Origin of the sequence: Antrihabitans stalactiti, assembly GCF_012932915.1 — a bacterium.
Taxonomy (GTDB): Bacteria; Actinomycetota; Actinomycetes; order Mycobacteriales; family Mycobacteriaceae; genus Antrihabitans; species Antrihabitans stalactiti.
The window spans coordinates 291,557-311,039 of the sequence record NZ_VCQU01000003.1 but is presented as its reverse complement, the minus strand read 5'-3'; the positions used below and the strand labels follow the sequence as shown (position 1 = coordinate 311,039).

General features: G+C 63.3%; 22 protein-coding genes. 12 read left to right on the top strand and 10 right to left on the bottom strand.

The annotated features are described in order from the left end of the window. Positions 1-15 precede the first annotated feature (15 nt). A complete protein-coding gene (locus FGL95_RS10555) occupies positions 16-1,356 on the top strand; it encodes an MFS transporter (RefSeq protein WP_169586351.1) in 1,341 nt (446 codons plus the stop codon). On the opposite strand, the gene FGL95_RS10550 is transcribed toward FGL95_RS10555, so the two are convergent. Both FGL95_RS10550 and FGL95_RS10545 read right to left on the bottom strand, forming a co-directional pair. Next, on the bottom strand, positions 1,345-1,740 hold the full coding sequence (locus FGL95_RS10550; protein ID WP_169586349.1) for a nuclear transport factor 2 family protein: 396 nt from the start codon (positions 1,738-1,740) through the stop codon (positions 1,345-1,347). The genes FGL95_RS10555 and FGL95_RS10550 overlap by 12 nt on opposite strands. 153 nt (positions 1,741-1,893) lie before the next feature. Further along, positions 1,894-2,271 carry an ATP-binding protein gene (locus FGL95_RS10545; protein ID WP_169586348.1) on the bottom strand — a complete coding sequence of 126 codons (378 nt, stop codon included), beginning with the start codon at positions 2,269-2,271 and terminating at the stop codon, positions 1,894-1,896. 168 nt (positions 2,272-2,439) lie between these two features. Between FGL95_RS10545 and FGL95_RS10540 the strand changes: the two genes are divergently transcribed. From FGL95_RS10540 to FGL95_RS10510, 7 genes are all read left to right on the top strand, one after another. Beyond that, positions 2,440-3,336, top strand: a complete 897-nt coding sequence (locus FGL95_RS10540) for an STAS domain-containing protein (protein WP_169586347.1) — start codon at positions 2,440-2,442, stop codon at positions 3,334-3,336. Between the two features lie 16 nt (positions 3,337-3,352). Beyond that, on the top strand, positions 3,353-3,742 hold the full coding sequence (locus tag FGL95_RS10535) for an STAS domain-containing protein (RefSeq protein ID WP_169586346.1): 390 nt from the start codon (positions 3,353-3,355) through the stop codon (positions 3,740-3,742). Further along, positions 3,732-4,142, top strand: a complete 411-nt coding sequence (locus FGL95_RS10530) for an ATP-binding protein (protein ID WP_169587041.1) — start codon at positions 3,732-3,734, stop codon at positions 4,140-4,142. The genes FGL95_RS10535 and FGL95_RS10530 overlap by 11 nt, the downstream gene beginning before the upstream one ends. Next, positions 4,135-4,761 (top strand): SpoIIE family protein phosphatase, encoded by a 627-nt coding sequence (locus tag FGL95_RS10525; protein WP_169586345.1) that lies wholly within the window; start codon positions 4,135-4,137, stop codon positions 4,759-4,761. Before FGL95_RS10530 ends, FGL95_RS10525 begins: the two co-directional genes overlap by 8 nt. Further along, entirely contained in the window at positions 4,758-6,983 is a 2,226-nt protein-coding gene (locus tag FGL95_RS10520; RefSeq protein WP_169586344.1) for a SpoIIE family protein phosphatase, read from the top strand. Before FGL95_RS10525 ends, FGL95_RS10520 begins: the two co-directional genes overlap by 4 nt. Before the next feature lie 37 nt (positions 6,984-7,020). Further along, on the top strand, positions 7,021-7,401 hold the full coding sequence (locus tag FGL95_RS10515; protein WP_240962909.1) for an STAS domain-containing protein: 381 nt from the start codon (positions 7,021-7,023) through the stop codon (positions 7,399-7,401). A gap of 68 nt (positions 7,402-7,469) precedes the next feature. Continuing rightward, a complete protein-coding gene (locus tag FGL95_RS10510) occupies positions 7,470-7,823 on the top strand; it encodes a hypothetical protein (protein ID WP_169586343.1) in 354 nt (117 codons plus the stop codon). A gap of 32 nt (positions 7,824-7,855) precedes the next feature. Here FGL95_RS10510 and FGL95_RS10505 read toward each other — a convergent pair whose 3' ends face one another. The 5 genes from FGL95_RS10505 to FGL95_RS10485 all read right to left on the bottom strand — a co-directional run bounded on the left by FGL95_RS10505 (position 7,856) and on the right by FGL95_RS10485 (position 11,867). Then, on the bottom strand, positions 7,856-8,734 hold the full coding sequence (locus FGL95_RS10505) for an alpha/beta fold hydrolase (RefSeq protein WP_169586340.1): 879 nt from the start codon (positions 8,732-8,734) through the stop codon (positions 7,856-7,858). Further along, the gene (locus tag FGL95_RS10500) at positions 8,734-9,174 is read right to left on the bottom strand and encodes an SRPBCC family protein (RefSeq protein WP_169586339.1); all 441 of its coding nucleotides are present in this window, start codon (positions 9,172-9,174) and stop codon (positions 8,734-8,736) included. The genes FGL95_RS10505 and FGL95_RS10500 overlap by 1 nt, the downstream gene beginning before the upstream one ends. 50 nt (positions 9,175-9,224) lie before the next feature. Beyond that, entirely contained in the window at positions 9,225-10,220 is a 996-nt protein-coding gene (locus FGL95_RS10495; RefSeq protein ID WP_169586337.1) for a helix-turn-helix transcriptional regulator, read from the bottom strand. A gap of 95 nt (positions 10,221-10,315) precedes the next feature. After that, positions 10,316-11,152: a L,D-transpeptidase gene (locus FGL95_RS10490; RefSeq protein WP_169586335.1), complete on the bottom strand. Its 837-nt coding sequence runs from the start codon at positions 11,150-11,152 to the stop codon at positions 10,316-10,318. Between the two features lie 313 nt (positions 11,153-11,465). Beyond that, complete coding sequence (locus FGL95_RS10485; RefSeq protein WP_169586333.1) at positions 11,466-11,867, bottom strand: hypothetical protein; 402 nt, start codon at positions 11,865-11,867, stop codon at positions 11,466-11,468. A 204-nt stretch (positions 11,868-12,071) separates the two neighbouring features. Here FGL95_RS10485 and FGL95_RS10480 point away from each other — a divergent pair, with 204 nt between their 5' ends. Both FGL95_RS10480 and FGL95_RS10475 read left to right on the top strand, forming a co-directional pair. Further along, a complete protein-coding gene (locus FGL95_RS10480; protein WP_169586331.1) occupies positions 12,072-13,259 on the top strand; it encodes a histidine kinase in 1,188 nt (395 codons plus the stop codon). Beyond that, a complete protein-coding gene (locus FGL95_RS10475; RefSeq protein WP_169586329.1) occupies positions 13,256-13,933 on the top strand; it encodes a response regulator in 678 nt (225 codons plus the stop codon). Before FGL95_RS10480 ends, FGL95_RS10475 begins: the two co-directional genes overlap by 4 nt. On the opposite strand, the gene FGL95_RS10470 is transcribed toward FGL95_RS10475, so the two are convergent. Beyond that, the gene (locus FGL95_RS10470) at positions 13,923-14,528 is read right to left on the bottom strand and encodes a TetR/AcrR family transcriptional regulator (protein WP_338079804.1); all 606 of its coding nucleotides are present in this window, start codon (positions 14,526-14,528) and stop codon (positions 13,923-13,925) included. The two genes, FGL95_RS10475 and FGL95_RS10470, sit on opposite strands and share 11 nt — an antisense overlap. Before the next feature lie 89 nt (positions 14,529-14,617). On the opposite strand from FGL95_RS10470, the gene FGL95_RS10465 reads away from it, so the two are divergent. Together FGL95_RS10465 and FGL95_RS10460 are read left to right on the top strand one after the other, a co-directional pair. Next, the gene (locus FGL95_RS10465) at positions 14,618-15,055 is read left to right on the top strand and encodes a tautomerase family protein (RefSeq protein ID WP_169586327.1); all 438 of its coding nucleotides are present in this window, start codon (positions 14,618-14,620) and stop codon (positions 15,053-15,055) included. Positions 15,056-15,244: 189 nt separating this feature from the next. Then, on the top strand, positions 15,245-16,432 hold the full coding sequence (locus tag FGL95_RS10460) for an AAA family ATPase (protein WP_169586325.1): 1,188 nt from the start codon (positions 15,245-15,247) through the stop codon (positions 16,430-16,432). 129 nt (positions 16,433-16,561) lie between these two features. Here FGL95_RS10460 and FGL95_RS10455 read toward each other — a convergent pair whose 3' ends face one another. Both FGL95_RS10455 and FGL95_RS10450 read right to left on the bottom strand, forming a co-directional pair. Then, positions 16,562-17,809 (bottom strand): extracellular solute-binding protein, encoded by a 1,248-nt coding sequence (locus FGL95_RS10455; RefSeq protein ID WP_206071724.1) that lies wholly within the window; start codon positions 17,807-17,809, stop codon positions 16,562-16,564. Between the two features lie 155 nt (positions 17,810-17,964). Further along, the gene (locus tag FGL95_RS10450; protein WP_169586323.1) at positions 17,965-19,443 is read right to left on the bottom strand and encodes a flavin-containing monooxygenase; all 1,479 of its coding nucleotides are present in this window, start codon (positions 19,441-19,443) and stop codon (positions 17,965-17,967) included. Positions 19,444-19,483: the final 40 nt, after the last annotated feature.

The following is a 19,483-nucleotide window of genomic DNA, read 5'->3' as shown; positions in this document are numbered from 1 at the left end:
CGACAGGAGAAGCCAATGCCCAAAGAACCGAACGTTCTGCACAGAGCGATCGGTGCCTCGGCGATCGGAAATGCGGTCGAGTGGTTCGACTATGGCGTTTACGCCTATCTGACCACCCACATCGCGGCTTCACTGTTTCCCGAAGGCAGCAACGGTGTTCTGTACACGCTGGTCGGGTTCGCGATCTCGTTCCTGATCCGGCCGATCGGCGGGCTCTTCTGGGGTCCGCTCGGGGACAAGATCGGACGCAAGCGCGTCCTGGCGATGACGATCATCCTGATGGCCTCATCCACGGTGTTCATCGGCCTGATTCCCTCGTACGAGACCATCGGCATCTGGGCGCCGATCCTGCTCTACGCCTCACGCATCGTGCAGGGGTTCTCCGCGGGCGGCGAATACGGTGGCGCCGCAACGTTCATGGCCGAATACGCACCCGACAACAAGCGCGGCTTCTACGGCAGTTTCCTCGAGGTCGGCACCTTGACCGGCTTCGTCCTCGGTAACGCGATCGCGCTGTTCCTCGTCAACGTCCTGGACGCTACGGCGCTGGAATCGTGGGGCTGGCGGCTGCCGTTCTTCGTTGCGGCACCGCTCGGACTGATCGGCATGTATCTGCGAAACCGGATGGAGGACACCCCGATATTCCGGGAGTTGGAGGCGAAGAACGCGACCGAGGGCGCAGTCACCGTCGTCTTCAAAGACCTGATCGTGAAGTACTCGCGTTGCGTTCTCACGTTGTTCGGGTTGGTGATCGCGCTCAACGTCGTGAACTACACCTTGCTCAGTTACATGCCGACGTACTTGCAGACGACGATCGACATGGACGAATCCGACGCCCTGCTGGTCCCGCTGTTCGGCCAGGTCGCGATGCTGGTGACTCTGCCGTTCTTCGGAATGCTGTCGGACCGAGTCGGTCGGCGGCCGATGTGGCTGTTCTCGTGTGCCGCGCTGGTCATCGCCGTCATACCGATGTATCTACTCATCGGGACCAACCTCGCCGGTGCCATCATCGGCTTCGCGGTGCTCGGCATGCTGTACGCGCCGCAACTCGCGACCATCTCGGCGACTTTCCCCGCGATGTTCCCGACCATCGTTCGATTTGCCGGCGTCGCGATCGGCTACAACGTTGCGACCTCGCTGTTCGGCGGCACCGCGTCTGCTGTCAACGAGGCACTGATCGGCGCCACCGGAAGCAACCTGGTTCCCGCGTATTACATGCTCGGCGCATGCCTCATCGGGATCGTGTCGGCCTACTTCCTCATCGAGACCAAGGGCGTCTCGCTGCGCGGTACCGAAGTGCCGGGCACGCCCGAAGCGATCGAAGAGCAGCGCCAACTCGCGCCATCACGATTGTGAGGTAGACGCGTTCACCGCCTCCGCGAATTTGACCGACATCTTCTCGGCGAAAGCCATGGTTGCCTTCAGCGGCCGAAGCATCACCGTGAACTCGTCGATCAATCCGTCCTCGCGGGTGTGCAGGAAATCGCAACCCTGGATCTGTAGCTCGCCGATGCGGGCGTTGAACACGAGCGCATGATCGTTCGCCGTCTCGTCGCCGATTTCGCGTTCATAGGTGAGGTCCTCGAATACCTGCATCACCGCGCGGAGAATGACGGCGACCATCTCGCGGCCCTCGTACGGCTTATGGGCGATCGGACTACGGAACACAATGTCGTCGGTGAACAGGCGGGAGATTGCATCGACATCTTTGGCCTCGACGGCTGCGCGAAAAGGGTGCATGGATGCACCTTCCCACGATGTTCGAGCGCTCACCAGGGGCGGGTATCCGATCTCGAACGCGTCAGCGAGGAAAGCGAGTTCGGATGGAGCAGGGCCGTACGGTCGAGACCGAACCGAGTCGAGTCGCCATCGCTTGTTCGTGAAGCAGGTTGATCAGAGAGTGTCGTCCCAGCTCATCAAGACCGTTGTTCCCGTGCGCTCGGTGACCACATCGGCGCGGTCGCACAGCGCCGTCAGCAATGCCAGCCCTCGACCGCGGATGTCGGCTTCCGGGTCCGGGGTTCGCCAGGTTCCGTGATCGGCGATCGTGATCGAGATTCGACGCGCAAGCTTGTTGTTGGCAACGGTGATCTCGAACGACGGAATCTGTGTCCCGCTGTACGCATGCTCGACGATATTGGCCATCGCTTCGTAGCAGGCGAGAACGATGTCGGACGTGCGCTCGACAGTCAAGGGCAAGTGACCCAACCACTCCGCCAATGCCTCTCGCACCGAACCGATTTCGGCAGCGTCCGCCGTGGCGACCGTCATACGGAAGTCATCCCTGGTCACTAGCGACACACTGCGCACGGTCGAGATCCCTTCACTTAGTAGGCGGTCCTATGCTTGCGGTTACCCACGCGAGCGAGAGTTAAGCGCGAGGTAGCTAACAGATTCACGATTTGTTTCGAAGATCACCCACACGGTCGAGGATGTGCGATGGCTCAGAGTTCGTTCGACAACACGGTTCAGTCGGCAGCAGCATCGAGTGAGAGCCTGCTGCCTCAGCTTGTCGAGCACCTTCGGCAGAACCGGACCGTGCTGCGTGAGGAATGGGCGCGGCGCATCACCGAAGCGCAATTGCTCACCGCGATGACCTCCGACGAAGTGTTCTCCGAAGCGACGTCGGTCTACGACAACTACGTCGAGGTACTGGAGACCGGCAGCGTCGAGGCGCTGCAGGCCTACGCGCGCGACTTGTCCGAACGCATCATTCCGCGGGGCGTCGAGACCGACGAAGTGCTCGGGATCGTGCTCCTGCTGCGAGATGTGTTGGCGCGCTCGCTGTTCGAGAAGTACCAGTCGGACTTCAAATTGCTCAACCGTGTGCTCGACGCCTACGAGCCCGCAGCCAACCGGATCGCCAACACCGTGGGCGTGAGCTTCGTGCAAGAGCGCGAACGCGTCATTCGCCAGCAGCAGGAGGCAATTCGCGAGCTGTCGACGCCGGTTCTGCAGGTCCGTGAACAGCTGCTCATTCTGCCGATCATCGGTGTGCTCGACGGCCAGCGCGCCCGCCAGTTGACCGAGCAGTTGCTTCGCGCAATCCGCGCGAACCGCGCGAAGGTGGTCGTCATCGACATCACCGGTGTGCCGACCATCGACTCCACCGTCGCCAACCACCTCGTGCAGACCGTCGACGCATCCGGCCTGATGGGCGCGAGCGTGATCATCACCGGACTGTCCTCGGAGATCGCGTTGACGCTGGTCACGATAGGCCTCGACCTGTCCAAGATGAACGCAGTCGGCGACCTGCAGGGTGGTATCGAGGAAGCCGAACGCCTCCTCGGTTACGAAGTCACCCGTGCGGGCGAGTCCGTCCGCGACGCGCGCTGACAAGGGTCACGCTTCCATGCCCGTACCGATTCTCAAGCAGGGCACTTATCTCATCGCCACCGTCCAGGCGGCGTTGACGGACGCTGATGCCCAGCGCTTGCAAGACGATCTCATGGAGCGGGTCAGTCGCTACCGCGCGCAGGGGATCATCGTCGACGTGACAGCGATCGACGTGATGGATTCGTTCGCCGCGCGGTCGCTGCGGACCGTTGCTCATATGACCCAATTACGTGGCGCCGCTACCGTGATCGTCGGTCTGCAGCCGGAAGTTGCATTCGCAATGGTGCAGCTGGGCCTGACGTTCGACGGCATGAGCACCGCGTTGGACCTGGAAGAAGGTCTGGCACTGTTGAATCGTCGACTCGATCAGCGAAAGCAGTGGAACGGATATGACGGTGTCCGCTGATCTCGTCGTCGCGGTCGACACGCCGGACGACATCGTGACCGCGCGGCAGGCCGGCCGGGATCTTGCCGTGGATCTCGGCTTCTCCATGACCGACGTCACGATGATCGCGACGGCCATCTCCGAAGTCGCCCGCAATATCACCAGCTACGCCGGGACCGGCTCGATCGCGCTGTCACTCGAGAAGAAGGACGGCCGCAAAGCCCTGGTCGTGCGTGCGTCGGACAACGGGCCCGGGATCGCCGACATCACCCGCGCGCTCGAAGACGGCTACTCGACCGGCGGCGGACTCGGGTTGGGTCTACCCGGCGCTCGCCGGTTGATGGATCACTTGGAAGTCACATCGGGCCCCGGTCAGGGAACCTTGATCGAGCTGTGGAAGTGGTTGGCTTTCGATGCGTGAGGGTGGTCGGATCGGACCGCTCGAGTGGGCAGTCGCCGGTCGGCCGCTACCCGGTGAGGATGTTTCGGGTGATGCGTGGGTCGCCTGCGACACCGGTGGTAGCTCGGCATTGTTCGCCGTTATCGACGGCCTCGGTCACGGCGCGGATGCCGCCGTCGCCGCCCAGCGCGCGGTCGCAGTGATCACGGACAATTCTGGCGAACCGGTCGATGTACTCATGCTGTTGTGTCACGAAGCATTGACCGACACACGTGGAGCGGCAATATCGTTGTCGATCATCAGATTCGACGACCCCGTGCTGCACTGGGCGAGCATCGGTAACGTGTCGTCTTCCCTGGTAGCGATCGCACCCGGAGGACTGGAGACGCGCGCAGCAGCACTGCTCACGGGCGGCATCGTGGGGTATCGAATGCCGTCGATCGTGGTACCCCCTGCCGTCCCGATCAAGACCGGAGACCTGCTGATCATGGCGTCCGACGGGATCTCGGGCGAGCACGTCGACGCCGTCGATCCGACGAAGTCGGAAGAGCTGATCGCCGCGGAAATCTTGGCTCGCCGCGCCAGGTCGACCGACGACGCCGTTGCCCTGGTCGCGAGGTATCGAGGTACCGCGGCATGACCTCTCCTGTCGAGGACTTCCGGGCCGCGTACGGCGCCGCGTTGCGCGACCATCTGCAGCAGCGGACCGAGACCAGTCTGTCGGTCGGTCACGACCTCGGACGGTGGGCACTGGAACACCGCGTGAGCATTCTCGATGTCATCGAAACCCACTTTCTCTTGGTCGCATCCCCCGAGCGCCGCGCAGATGACAGTGACCTGCAATTTCTGCTGCAGTCCTTGATCGCCCTCGACGTCGCATCCCGCGGCTATCTCGATGAAACGCGGCTGTACCGCCAGCAGCGCGAACGGGCTGAAGATCTCGCCGAACGCGATGCGTTCCGCCGCGCTCTCGTCGAGTCGCTGCAAGACGGATTCTTCGTGACCGACGCCGACGCGAACATCGTGGAAGTCAACGCAGCCTTCGGCGACATCACCGGGTACGGACCCGAAGGCGTGCCCTACCGCTGGCCGTATCCATGGATCATCGGCAATCCCATCACCACCGGAACTCCGGTGACGATCGCCGCTCGGCCGGGCCGATTCACGATCCAGATCCGCCATCGCGACGGTCGGCGGCTGTGGGTGGCTGTCAGCTCCAATCCGCTCACCGCGCATCCCGGCTACTCCGGAATGTTCGTCGGCACCGCGCGTGACATCACCACCGAACGCGCCGCCGCGGGTCGCGAACAGGCACTGGCGCGGCTCGCGTCCTCCATCGCGGCGGCCGGCAGCGTCGCCGACGTTTTCACGGTCGCACTGACCGAGCTGGCGAACATGCTTGGCGCACACCAGGTTGTGGCCGCGGTGTGGCCGGAGGAAACTCGGCGCGGGGTCGGGTACCTGCCCAGCGGCGAGACCGACTACGACTCGCTCGACGACTGGACCAAGGAGCAATTGGACAACGCACGGCATTCGCCCGCGCTGACCGTCGTTGCGATTCCCGCAGCGGCGCCCGGTGTCGCAGCGGGCGTCGTCGCCTCGCTCAGTAGCGCGGACGACGCAGCGCTCGTGCTGTCCTACGACGACCCCCGCGTGATCACGACCGGTGACCGCGCCCTGGTTGCACTAGCGGTCGGCCAGCTGACCGTCGCATTGCAGCGCGCTCGTCACTTCGACCAGGCCCGCACCGCCTCGCTGACGTTGCAGCGCGCGATGCTCGGGTCCGTCGAACTGCCGCATCGCTTCGCGGTTCGCTACGAACCTGCGGTTCCGCCCCTCGAAATCGGTGGCGACTGGTACGACGTCGTCACGCTGCCCGACGGCCGTATCAGCGTGATCGTCGGCGACTGCGTCGGTCGCGGGCTTGCGGCCGCCGCCGTGATGGGTCAATTGCGAAGCGCGGGAAGGGCGTTGTTGCTGCGCGGTTCCAGTCCCGGACAACTGCTCGACGAGCTCGACGCTGTTGCCGAACTCATTCCCGGCGCAGTCTGCACAACGTTGTGCGCAGCAGTGATCGACCCACACACCGGCGAAATGTGCTTCAGCAATGCCGGACACATGCCGCCGCTGCTTTGTGGACCCGACGGCGTGACGGTGCTCGAGGGTGCCAGAGCAGTTCCGCTCGCGACCTACGACTGTTCACCCCGGCCGGAAGAGACGCAGACTCTGCCGCCGGGCTCGACCCTGATGCTCTATACCGACGGACTCGTCGAACGGCACGGCGAATCCATCGATACCGGAATCGACGGCGCCGCGAGGTTGCTCGAGCAGGCAGCCGGTCTCTCTCCTGAGGACACCGCAGACCGTGTTCTCGCCGGCTTGCGGACCATTGCCGGGTACGACGACGACGTCGCACTCGTCATCTACCGGCAGCAGCCGGCTGATCTGCATATCACCGCACCCGCCGAACCCGCACAGCTCGCTCTGCTGCGCGGCCAGCTGAATTCGTGGCTCACAGCTGCCGCGATTCCCGCTGACCTCGTGTCGGACATCGTGCTGGCCGTGAACGAGGCATTGACCAACACGATCGAACACGCCTATCGACATACCATCGGTGGCACGCTCACCGTTGTCGCAGAGGCCGACTCCGACGAGGTCGTCGTCACCGTCGCCGACACCGGCACCTGGAAACCGCCGTCGAACGACTCGTCCATCCGAGGGCGAGGCATCACGATGATGCGAGCACTGACCGGACGAGTGGAGATCGACCATTCGGGCGACGGCACCGTCGTCAGAATGGCGACCAGGTTGACCCAGCCGCACGGCGATGGTCCGATCTCACAGTTCGGCGAGACGCAATAGTGTGCGTTTCCGCCCTCGACATGGCACATTATCTGCCATGACCACGGCTCCCGACGAACAGTCGGCGTTCTCCCGAAGTGCTGCTTTGACGACGTCCCTCGTCGTGCGCGACAACATCAACGTGTTGGCTGTCGAAGGCACAGTGGACCTGGCAACGGCGGCCCAGTTCGAAAGCGCGGTCACAGCGGCAGCAGACGGCAATCCTCGCGCCCTCGTCATCGATCTCGCGTTGGTGGAGTTCTTCGCCTCGGCAGGCATGTCGATCCTCGTCTCCGCGCATCAGCGGCTCGGTGCCGCCACAGCATTCGGTGTCGTTGCCGACGGTCCCGCGACGAGCAGGCCCCTCAAGCTGACCGGACTCGACCAGGTATTCGGCATCTACCCCACACTCGACGCTGCGCTGGCTGCCTTCGCCTAGGCGTTTCGCGATGCCACTCGGCGGGTAACCCCCAGGTAGACATCGCAAACGAGCGGAGAAGAGTCGTCATGGTCATCATCGGAGCACTCGTACTTGTCGCAGCGGTGATCGTCGGCGTCGCGGCTTATGCCACCAACAGCGGCAGCACCGACACTCTGCAGAACTTCTCGGTCCTGGGTTACCAAGTCAGCGGGACGACAGGGTCGCTGTTCCTGTGGGGTATGGCGGTCGGCGCAGTAGCGCTGTTCGGGTTGGCTGTATTACTGGCCGGTGCACGCGGGAACGCCCGCCGAGCGCGGGTAGCGCGGCGCGAACTCAAGCAGTCTCGCCGCGAAGCCAAGGCAGCAAGTCGGGCGAGCAACCAACTGGTCGCCGAGCAGCAGCGCATGGATCCGCAGCAACCGTCAGCTCCCCGCATGTGAGTCTTTTTGGAGTCCATAGACTCCTAAAAGACTCACGAGGGTAGGTCGGCGATGAAGGCCCTGGTCAACTCGGCTATGAGGTCAGGGCGGTCGGCGACCACCCAATGGCCGCCCTCGATCTCGCTGATCCGCAAGTCGCTGACAAACGGCTCCGGCGCCTGAGTTTGCAGCGCGGGTGATACGAGCAGGTCGCTGCCGGGTGCGATGACCTGGACTGGAATGTCGGTCTTGCGCGGCACTGGATTGCTGAGCCTGACCGGCATGTTCGCTCGGTAGAGCTCCAGCCCGTTGATCATGTCCTCTTCGGTGCGCTCACTGGCTGGACCGCCGGAACCTGTGCCACGGCCGAACCTGCCGACGAACTTGGCGACAGCATCGATGGCGCCGGACCGCGCCGCGAACTCGGGCAGGCCCGGGAGCTGGAAGAACGCCGTGTAGTACGACTCGAGCATCTGTTGCACGACAGCGCGAGGACGTTGCCGCGCGGTCCGTAGCCAGACTCCCGCATGGTCGAGCGAGACTCCGGAAATCGACGTGAACGACGCGATCCGATCGGTGAATTCCGGCGCTATGACGGCGTCCCAACATTGGATCGAACCCCAGTCGTGCGCGAGCAGGTGAACCTTCTGATCGGGCGCCACGGCGTCGAGTATCGCTGCGAGGTCGTCGAGGAGCTGCTCGATGACGTAGTTGCCGCGGCCGACCGGCTTGTCGGATTCACCGACACCGCGGACGTCGTAGGTGACGACGTGGAACTCGTCCTCCAGTAGCTCGACGACGCGGTCCCACAGCGTGTGCGTGTCGGGATAGCCGTGCACGGCAACAACTGTGGGCTTTGCGGGGTCGCCGGATTCGAATACGGCGAGGGACACGCCGTCGGTTGATTCGACCCTCGTACTCGCGCTTGTCATCAGCTCGCTTCGACGGCAGATTTGAGGCTGGCGAGGAACGCGTCAGCAGCCTTCGCTCCACCACGAGCGGCGAGGCGCGCGAGGAGTTTGCCGGGACCGCGGCCGGCGATCTCGTTGAAGAAGGTCAATTTCGTCTGGGCACCGACTGCCTCGAGGTCGTAGCCTCCCTCGGCGACCCATGCGGGACCACCCGGGATTTCTTTCCACCTGATGAGCGTCGGCGACTCGAATGCGGTGATCTCGAACTTGTGCTGCATCGTCAGGCCCAGGTCTTTCGCCTTGCTGACGTACACGGTCCCGACGCCGTGCTGCCCCGGAGTCGTGTTGTGAATCTCGATGATTCGCGAGCTGAACTTCTTGTCGTTTTCACCGTCGGCAAGGAAGGCGAATACTTCGTCGATCGATCGGGCGATTGTGGTGGTGCCACCGAACCGGTTCATGGGGAAAAGATAGCGCTATCTGCGTCCCGGTGTTCCCACGACCGAACTACTCACGACCTGGCGCGGATCAGCCGGACCAGATCGTTGCGGTGGTCGATCGCCAGCTTCGAATAGATCCGGTAGATGTGGCCTTCCACAGTCCGTAGGGAAATGGCTAGCCGCTCGGCAATCTGACGATTCGACAAGCCGTCCGCCACCAGTGCCGCGATATCGGATTCGCGGGCGGTCAGCTGCACCGGCTGCACGATCGATTCGATCGCAGGCGTTCGCGCGTCCGCACAGCACTGCACAACCAGCCGCTGAGCCCGCGAGGACGCGACGAGTTCCTTGCTCCGCTTACCTCTGCGGGCGTGCGCGACTGCAGCGTGTGCCGACGCCTCCGCGGCGAGCAGCGTCGCGCCCATAGATTCGAACCGGCTGGACACCGCATCGAGGCCGTCGCCGTCATTGCGCTCGAGGCACGCGGCATGCGAACCGCACGTTGCCGCCAGCTGACCGTCCACTTTCGCGGCAGCAATGATTATCCGTCGCGCTTGTGTGCGATCGCCGAACCGCAAGGCCAGATAACGAGCAGCCACCTCGACCGCCGCCGCGGAGCCGTCGACGCTCGCCAGACTGGCGACTTCCAGCACTCGCTTTATCGCGGGCACCGGCTTTCCCGAGCCGACGAGGACCCAGGCGCGAGCGAACTCGACTTCGTGGTGCTGGGACCGCCCGCATCGGTTCAATGCGATCCGTGCTTGGTCGATTCGTCCTCGCGCTACCTCTGCCTGCGCCCACCAGGCGGCAGCGAGCAACAGCCAGGGCTCCGGCAGGGTCCCGGAGACTGCGGACCGGAGCCGAGCGCACGCCTCGTCCAATCGCCCTGCGTAGAGATACGTCTTGCCCCACATCGCGTCCACAAGAGCGTGCGAGTCGACCTCGCCGGCTGACAAGCTCTCGTAGCGAACACAGGACTTTTCGGCAGCCTCCAGCTCGCCGCGACCAGTCGCGGCGAGAACTTCCTCCATGCCGAGCGTGAACGGCTGCAGCCCCGACGGCGTCATGAGTCATAACCCTTCCATCGGTAAGGGTAGATACGAAAAAGGTCACCTTCACGTCGATGACAACGCGAAGGTGACCTTTTCAAGTCTGTAGCAGGTTAGCCGGTGATGTTGACGACGTCGCCGGGGCGGACGTTCTCGAAGAACCACTGGGCCGCGGCCGGAGCCAGGTTGATGCAGCCGTGGCTCACGTTCGAGTTGCCCTGCTGAGCGGTCGACCACGGTGCCGAGTGGACGAAGATCCCGCTCCAGGTGAGGCGGACGGCATATTCGACGTTGAGCTTGTAGCCCTCAGGCGAGTTGACCGGGACGCCGTAGGTCGACGAGTCCATGATGATGTTGCGGTTTAGTTCCATCACCGGGAACGAGCCTGTGGGGGTCTCGTGCTTCGGCTTTCCGAACGATGCCGGGAAGGTACGGACGACGTCGCCGCCGATCTTCACCTCGAAGTCGTGTCCGCCCGTGCTGCCGACAGCGTCGAACGTGTCGCTGACACGGAAGTTGGAGCTGGCGCCGGGAACGTTGACCGTGACGTTGGTGCCGCGCGGCCAGTAGTCGTTCGGGTACCACTGCAGGTGCTGGTTGTCGATCCACTTGAACGTTCCGGCAACACCGGGGTTCGACGTGATGCGGACCGCGTTCTGAGCGGCAACCCTGTCGCCGGTCGGCACCTTGTAGAAGATGTCGATTGCGCGCTTGCCGCCGACGGTCGCGCCCGTGCCGGGCTCGATCGACGGTGCCGGGCTAGGAATGATCGCGGGAGTGCCGATATCCGGGCCTCCGGGCCACAGCGGCTCTGCCTGTGCGGGCACCATCAGCGCGAGGCTGGTTGCCGCCACGCCCACGACGGCGAGGCCGACGCGTACGCCCCATCGACCTGCCTTCGGCGCCTTGACGGAACCTGATGTCACTGCTCGCGGATTCGTACCCCGCATACCTAACTCCTGCCATCTCAACACTCGTTCGCACGCAAATCCGTGCGGAGAATCAACACCGACCGGTACTCGACCCGATCTCAATTGACACACATCTGCATAACGAAGGCAAACCCTGCAGAGTCAAAACCGTGGTCAGCGTGATACGGGTGTGATTAGAGTAACGTCCTCATTTCGATTTTCACGACCGGATCGTTACATCCGTTCACGCATCGACGAAGGCGATGTTACTGGCAGGTGCGGCCGGAGCGCGACGTGGATTATCTTCCGATAACCGACATTCACGACGAACTGCGGTTTACATACGTCCCACTTACGCAACAGATTTCGCGCCGACCCGGATTTGCAGGATATTCGGCACCAATAGCGCTGTTGTTGCGTGGATCGTGCGTGCCTCCCCGCGTGCGGCTTCGCGCAGCGCTTCCGATCGGCGCGCACCTACGTCGAGTAGCGCTCGAAGGGTCGGCTGCTCGCCGGCCAACTCGGTCCACGCTGCGGCCGGGTCGAGACCGGTGTCGATCGCGTTCTCCAGCTTGGCCTGCAGATGGGTGTTCCACCTGTGTGCAAGTGCCAGCAGAACGTTGTCCGATCCGCCGAAGAGCCGCTCGACGTCAGGCACTCGATCTATATCGATGTGGTCGGGGCCGACAACCCGGGCTTGATCGAGCACGGCGTCCAATACGGCCTTGCGAGCACGAAATTCTGTCCAGCTCATGATGTTCCCTCCTGTGTGTCGTTTCTTCGACATCTCTGACGCTACGAAGATCCGAACGCCGTATCGCCGTCCCGTGGTCGCGTCTTTTGCTCCGCCCTCGGGCGGACGAATCGGACCGGTCCGTGATCACCTCCTACCGTGGGTGGACCGCGAACCCGCTCGCGGCATGATGCATACGGCCTGACCTGCGGTTACGCTTGTTCGGTGAAGTTGGTGGATTACCTCACCCGCGGCGCTCCGGCCCACGGCTACGACTACCCGAGCTGGTACATCCTGCTCGCGGTCGTTGCCGAGTTCGCTACCGTCGTTACGGCCACCACCCAGCGCATCGTCGCAGGTCCGACGGTGTGGGCCCTCGTCGGCGGAGTCGTTGCGCTGATCCCGTGCACCCTGTTCGTCGCCCGCGCCAGCAAGAACGGTGCCGCCATGACGATTTTGGTCGGCGGCGGCTGCGCCTTACTGATGACGCAACAGGTCGGCTACGACTTCGCGCCGGTGATCCTCATCGTCATGGCCGTCATGGTCTCGGCGTCGTCGCCGCGCTGGGTCGCCGTCTTCACGACAGCGGTCTCCGTCCTGGTGATCTTGGTGTTCTTCCAGGGCGATTCCACCGAGCTGCATTTCAACATCTCCGGAGTTCTGTTCGCCTCACTGCTCGGCATAATGCTGCTCGGTCAACTGCAGCTGCTGCACAAGGAGCGCGACGCACAAGTCGTTCGGTCACAGACGGCAGCGAGCGACGAGCGACGACGGATCGCCAGCGAGATCCACGATGTGGTGGCGCATTCGCTGAGCATCACGCTGCTCAACGTGACAGGCGCACGACGCGCACTGCAGCAAGACCGCGATGTCGACGAGGCAATCGACGCGCTGACCGACGCCGAACGTATCGGCCGCCAGGCGATGGCGGATATCCGCCGAACGGTCGGGCTGCTCGATGTCGGCCCCTCCAAGAATGCGCCGGAGCCCGGGCTCGCCGATATCGACGAGCTGATCGAAGACTTTCGCCGCGCAGGACTGCCTGTGCACTACGACATGCACGGCGAACCGAGCGCTGTCACCGCCGCAACTGGGCTGAGCCTGTACCGAGTGACTCAAGAATCGCTCGCCAACGTGGCAAAGCACGCACCCGGCGCAGCTGTCGACGTAAGCGTCACCATTACCAATGGGGGAATTGCCTTGGAAGTTGCGAACGGGACGCCCAACGGTCCGCCTTCCCATCCACAGCTGAAAGGTGGGAACGGACTGAAAGGCATGCGGCAACGGATCGAATCGCTCGGCGGTTGGCTGACCGCCGGTCCTGAGCAGTCCGGGTGGCGCGTACAGGCAGAGGTCCCGAACGGCTCCAGTCACTCTTGCCTTGGCTCTCGAATCCTCGGTGTAGTCCAGTGACCGAAACCGAGGTCGGTGTTCTGCTGGTCGACGATCAGGAATTGGTGCGCTCGGGCCTGCGCCGAATTCTGCGGCGACGGGACGGTTTCGTCATCGTCGCCGAGTGTGGTGACGGTTCCGAGGTGTCAGCTGCGGTCGCGACCTACCGGCCCGATGTCGTGGTCATGGATCTGCGGATGAAGAACGTCGGCGGAATCGAGGCGACCCGTCAGTTGCAGGCGAGCACCAACTCGCCGCCCGTGTTGGTACTGACAACCTTCGACGACGATCAACTTCTGTCCGGCGCATTGCGCGCGGGCGCAGCAGGGTTCATTCTCAAGGACTCACCGGCCGAAGAGCTGATCTGGGCGGTCCGCACCGTCGCCGAGGGTGGGTCGTTCCTGGACCCAGCGGTCACGGCGCGGGTGCTGACCACCTATCGATCGGCGACTCCGGCCGCCGCGCACAATCCTGCTGCCGCCAACGAACTGACGTCTCGCGAACTCGATGTGCTGACGTTGATCGGTCGAGGACGGACCAACACCGAGATCGGCTCAGAACTGGGCATATCCGGCGTCACAGTGAAGAGCCATGTCGGCCACATCTTTTTGAAGCTCGGTCTGCGCGATCGTGCGGCCGCGATCGTCTTCGCGTTCGACAACGGCATCGTCGCGCCGGGTGAAGCTACTCGCTAGCCCCTGCCGGGGTCGGCGTCATCGTCGATAACAAGGCGACCAGTTCGAGGCCGATGTCGTCGAGTGGACGCGTGTCTCGCTCGATCCGACACAGCACCACCGCGCCTTCGATCGAGGCGATCGCCATGTTCGCGAACCGCGCGGCGCGACCTTCATCGACGCCGTCCGCGAGCAGACGCGCAGACACGGCCGCGCGCCACTCGTCGAAAACGGCCGCTGCAGGCTCGCGTAACGACGGATCTTCGGCGATGCCGTCGACGGCGACAGCGACCATCGGGCACCCCGCCTGGAAGTCGCTCGCGGTGAGCAGTCGTTTCCACGACGCGATGAATCCGAGCAGGACACTGCCCGTATCGGGAGCGTCGACCGCCCTGTCGATGATCGACGTGATCCAGGTGCCCGCGAATCCGATTGCCTCGGTGACGATTTGCGTGCGCCCGCCGGGAAAGTGGTAGTAAACCGAGCCGCGCGGCGCTTCGCTGCGTTGCAGGATCGCGTCGATCGTCGCTCCGGCAACTCCGCGTTCGCGGATGAGCTGCACGGCGCTGGCCAGCATTCGATCGCGGGTACCGAGTTCCTTCGCCACGTTGCGCACCTCCTCGCACCTTGATCCTAGCCAACTTCTCGCCGATTCAGTACTATGCAATAGTACATAATCCGCAATCACCGAAGGTGCTGGTCCCGATGCCACTGATCGACCTCACAATTCCCGAAGGCTCGATTCCCGCCGATCGCTCGGCGAAGCTGCTCGATGAATTGGCCACAATCCTGCTGCGCGCCGAGCGGGCGCCGGATACCTCGTTCTTCCGCGAGATCACCTGGACCTACCTCCACGAGGCCAAGCTGGCGGTCGGCGGACGGCCTGGCGGCGAGCCCAGGTTCCGCGTCGACATCACGGTCCCTGCCGGCGCGCTGTCGGAGCGCCGCAAGGGCGAACTGATCGCGGGCGTGCACACCGCCGTCCTCGAGGCCGCCTGTCTCGACGCACAGGCGAACGCGCTCCACGTCTGGACCTTGATTCGCGAAGTTCCGGAAGGCAATTGGGGCGCCGCCGGGCAGCCCGTGGCATTCGAGATGCTCAAGAGCGCCGCCGCAGCCGAACGAGAGGGCGCGACGGCTTAGCCTTTCGGCCTGTGCGTGAGTTTGGCCCCTCCGGGGGCCAAACTCACGCACAGTAAGGCGGTCTAGCGAATGTCGTAGATAGGCGAATATTCCTATGACGGTCACGGTCGATAACAATCGCTAGCGACCTCTAGGACACGCCGTAGATGTACCGAGATTCGGGTACAGGCATTGCTAACTTCCAATTCCATGGACCCCGTTCGTAATCCGTACGCCCCCGGTGCAGGTCAGCGGCCCCCTGAGCTCGCGGGTCGCGACAGACAGCTCGACGCATTCGACGTCGTTCTCGAACGGATCTCACGCAGCCGCCCAGAGCGAAGCGTCGTCTTGACCGGACTGCGCGGCGTCGGGAAGACGGTTCTGCTCAATCAGTTGCGGTCGGCTGCGGTCTCGCGCGGGTGGGGCACCGGCAAGATCGAAGCCCGCCCGGACCAGTCGCTGCGCCGACCGTTGTCCTCGGCACTGCATATGGCGGTCCGTGCAATAGCGACCGCTCATCGCAATCCCGAGCAAGTCGACGACTTCCTCGGCATCCTCAAAGCTTTCGCCCTGCGCGCCACTGCGGACAAGGGCATGCGCGAGCGATGGCAGCCCGGCATCGACGTCCCAGCCATCACGGGTCGTGCCGATTCGGGTGACATCGAGATCGACTTGGTCGAGTTACTGCTGGAAGCTGCACAATTGGCCCGCGATATCGGTGTCGGCATCGCGATCTTCATCGACGAGATGCAAGACATCGGCGCCGACGACATCTCCGCGATCTGCGGAGCCTGCCACGAGCTGAGCCAGGACGCCGCGCCGCTCATCGTCGTCGGAGCCGGACTTCCACATTTGCCAGCCGTGCTGTCGGCGTCGAAGAGCTACTCCGAGCGGCTGTTCAGCTACCACCGCATCGACCGACTCGATCGCGACGCTGCGGACCTGGCACTGATCGTGCCTGCCGAACGTGAAGACGTGAAGTTCACCGACGAGGCATTGGATGCGTTGTACGCCGCCGCCGACGGCTACCCGTACTTCGTCCAGGCTTACGGCAAAGCCACCTGGGACCTCGCCGCCGACAGCCCGATCACCGCAGAAGACGTGCTCCTTGCTGCACCGACCGCCGAAGAAGAGTTGGCCGTCGGCTTCTTCGGGTCGCGCTACGAACGCGCGACCCCCGCCGAACGGGAGTACATGCGCGCGATGGCCGATCTCTCCGGCGACGACGGACCGGTCGCGACGGCGAAGATTGCGGCTGAGCTGGGCAGAAAGCCGGCATCGCTGTCACCCGCCCGCGACGGCCTCATCAAAAAGGGTCTGATCTATTCAGCCGAGCGCGGGACCATCGGATTCACGGTCCCGCATTTCGGCAGATACCTGCGCGCGCAGACGGAATGACTTACCAATATTCGCTTATCTATCGGAAACGGTAGAAAAGCGTAGATTCATATACGAACCACCCCTCGTGAGTCTTTTTGGAGTCCCTGGACTCCAAAAAGACTCACAACTTCTTTTGGCAATTTGTCGCTACGGACCGTTCTTCGTCGCGCCGGCCACCAAAGTGGTCCGTAGTTTGTCGACGTCATGCGTGGTGCCGAACTCTCGGACCGCGGTTGTGATGTCGGCGAGCCACCGGACCGACGTCGCGGCACCGTGCGCCAGCGAGGGAACGATCACGTCGTTGGTGTAGGACTCGTGGGCGATCTGCTGGTACTTCGGGTAGTCGCCGGCGTCCATCTCGGTCCGCGCGGGGATAGACCCTTTCGCTGTGTTGAATGCGCGCTGACCCTCGGCGCTGGCGACCGTTGTCAGCCAGGCTTTTGCCGCGGTCTCGTGCTTGGACCCGACGGGCAGCGTGAACGAGTCGGCAAGGAAGTCGAACGAGCCTTGGGAACCCGGCACAGGAAAGGCGGTGTAGTCGACGTCGAATTTCTTGCCTTGATCTCGAAACGCGGCGTCCGCCCAATCGCCCATCACGTTGTAGGCAGCTTTGCCGTCGATGACCTGCTGCAGCGCATCGGACCAATCCAAGAATTGGCTGTCGGCATTCGTGTACGTCAGCAGCCGCGCGAAGTCACCGATCGCACCGCTTACTTGCGGTGAATCCCACCCCTCGCGCTTGTCGAACAATGCGGTGTACGCCGCCGGACCCAGGCGTGCCAGCAGGACCGTCTCCAGCAGATGCACCTGAGTCCAGTCCTTGCCCATGGCGAGGGGAGTTACTCCTGTCGCTTTGATCCGGTCCAGGTCGCCGAACCATTCGTCGAGGTTCGCGGGTTGATGCTTGGGATCGACTCCGGCCCGGGTCAGCACATCGGTATTTGCCCAGACGACGTTGGCGCGGTGGACATTCGAGGGAACCGAGTAGATCTTTCCGTCGACCGTCAGCAGCTCGAGCAGCCGCGCGGGAAATACATCGCGCCACCCGTTCTCGGTGTACATCGCCGCGAGGTCTTGCACTTGGCCGGCTTTGATGTAGTCGGCCAATTCCATTCCGGCATGAACCTGAAAGGTGTCCGGCGGATTGTGTGCCGCCATGCGGGACGCCAGTACGTCACGCGCATTGCTGCCCGCGCCACCCAAGACCGAGCCGTTGACGAAATTCAGCGACGGATGCTGCTCGTCGAAAACCTTGACCAAGGCGTCGAGCCCCGACTTCTCGCTACCCGACGCCCACCATGTGAACACCTCTACGTCGTTGGACTCCTTCGAACTGCACCCAATCATCGCCAACGCCACTACCAGCAGCAATGCCCACGATCTGTATTTGGCCACGGTAAGCAATCGTGATCCTCCGACGGGCTCGGCCGCAGGAATTCGCGAAAGATTCGATCTTCGCGCGATTTGTCATGACGATCTACACGACTCTCGCCCTTTCCCAAGAGAGCCTTAGAAATACCTACTGTGAGTGAATTTCACCCTCGGAAGGGTCAGACGCGCGCACGGTCGGGACGGCCGTGCTCGAAGGAGTCGAAGTCGACCTTTCCTGTCGCGCGGGCGTAGGCGACGTGCGAACCGGGCCACACGGCAACGACTTTGCCGTCGTCGGTGTGATACCAACCGGGGCAGCCGCTCGTGAAGACGGTGCCGGCGAGCTTGCGTTGGATCTCAGCGTTGAACTGGTCCTGCACATCCTGGCGAACGTCGATCCAGCCGCCGTTCTGTGCGATCCGCTGAATCGCCTGACGCGCGTACCTGGCCTGCTTCTCCAGTAGGAAGATGATCGTGTTGGTCAGCGAACCGGTGTTGGGTCCGTAGATCATGAACAGGTTCGGATAGCCCGAGACCGCGATGCCGAGGTATGCCTCGGGGCCGGACTTCCATTCGGTGTGCAGTTTGCGACCGTCGCGTCCGGTGATGTCGATCGGCGCGAGGTATTCGGTGGCGGTGAATCCGGTGCACCAGATGATGACGTCGGCTTCGACCTCGGTGCCGTCGTCGAGCACCAATCCCGCTGGCGTCACCTTGGTCACGGCGTTCGCATGCACGGTGGTGTGGTCTCGATCGAGCGCGGGGTACCAGTCGTTGGACAACAACACCCGGTTGCACCCGACTTTGTAGTTCGGCGTCACGGCTTTGCGTAGTTCAGGGTCCTTGATTTCGCGGCGGATCTTGAACTTGAGCCACTCATGGAACCCGCCGCGCAGTGGATCGAACTGGTTGAAGATGATCGGAACGCGCGTTTCGTACCAAACCCACTCGACGTTGTGCTGCAGCCGCGCCAGACTGGGGACGTTGCGCATCAACCACTTCACCTGCCGGTTCGACTTGTGGTTCCACTTGTTGCCCACCCAGTTCGGCGACCGCTGGATGACATGCAACTCCGACACCTCGTCGACGATCGCGGGAACCAGCTGGACCGCGCTCGCACCGCTGCCCACGACAGCGACTTTCTTGCCGCGGAGGTCGACGCTGTGATCCCAACGCGCAGAATGGAAATGGTCACCGGCGAAGGTGTTCAAACCGTCCAGGTCCGGAATCTTCGGCCGAGACAGCTGGCCGGTCGCGCAGATCAGCGCGTCGAACCAGAACTTCTCGCCACCGTCGACTTCCACTTCCCAACGGCCCGTCGGCTCGTCGAACCTCGCAGCGACGATCTCGGTGTTGAATCGCGCCTTCGAGAGAATTCCGTACTTCTCCGCACAACGCTCGAGGTACGCCTTGATCTCCGCTTGTGAACCGAACCGCGCGGACCACTCGCTTTCCAATTCGAAGGAATACGAGTAGGTCGGCGAGGGCACATCGCAGGCGGCGCCGGGATAGGTGTTGTCGCGCCACACACCGCCTACACCGGGGCCGCGGTCGAAGATCGTGTAGGAGTCGATTCCGTTGCGTTCAAGTTCGATAGCGGCGCCGAGGCCGCCGAATCCAGCGCCGATGATGGCTACCGAGGGTGTCGTTGTAGGCATGTGCGAACGGTATGCGGAGCCGCGCGTCCTTCCTATGTCC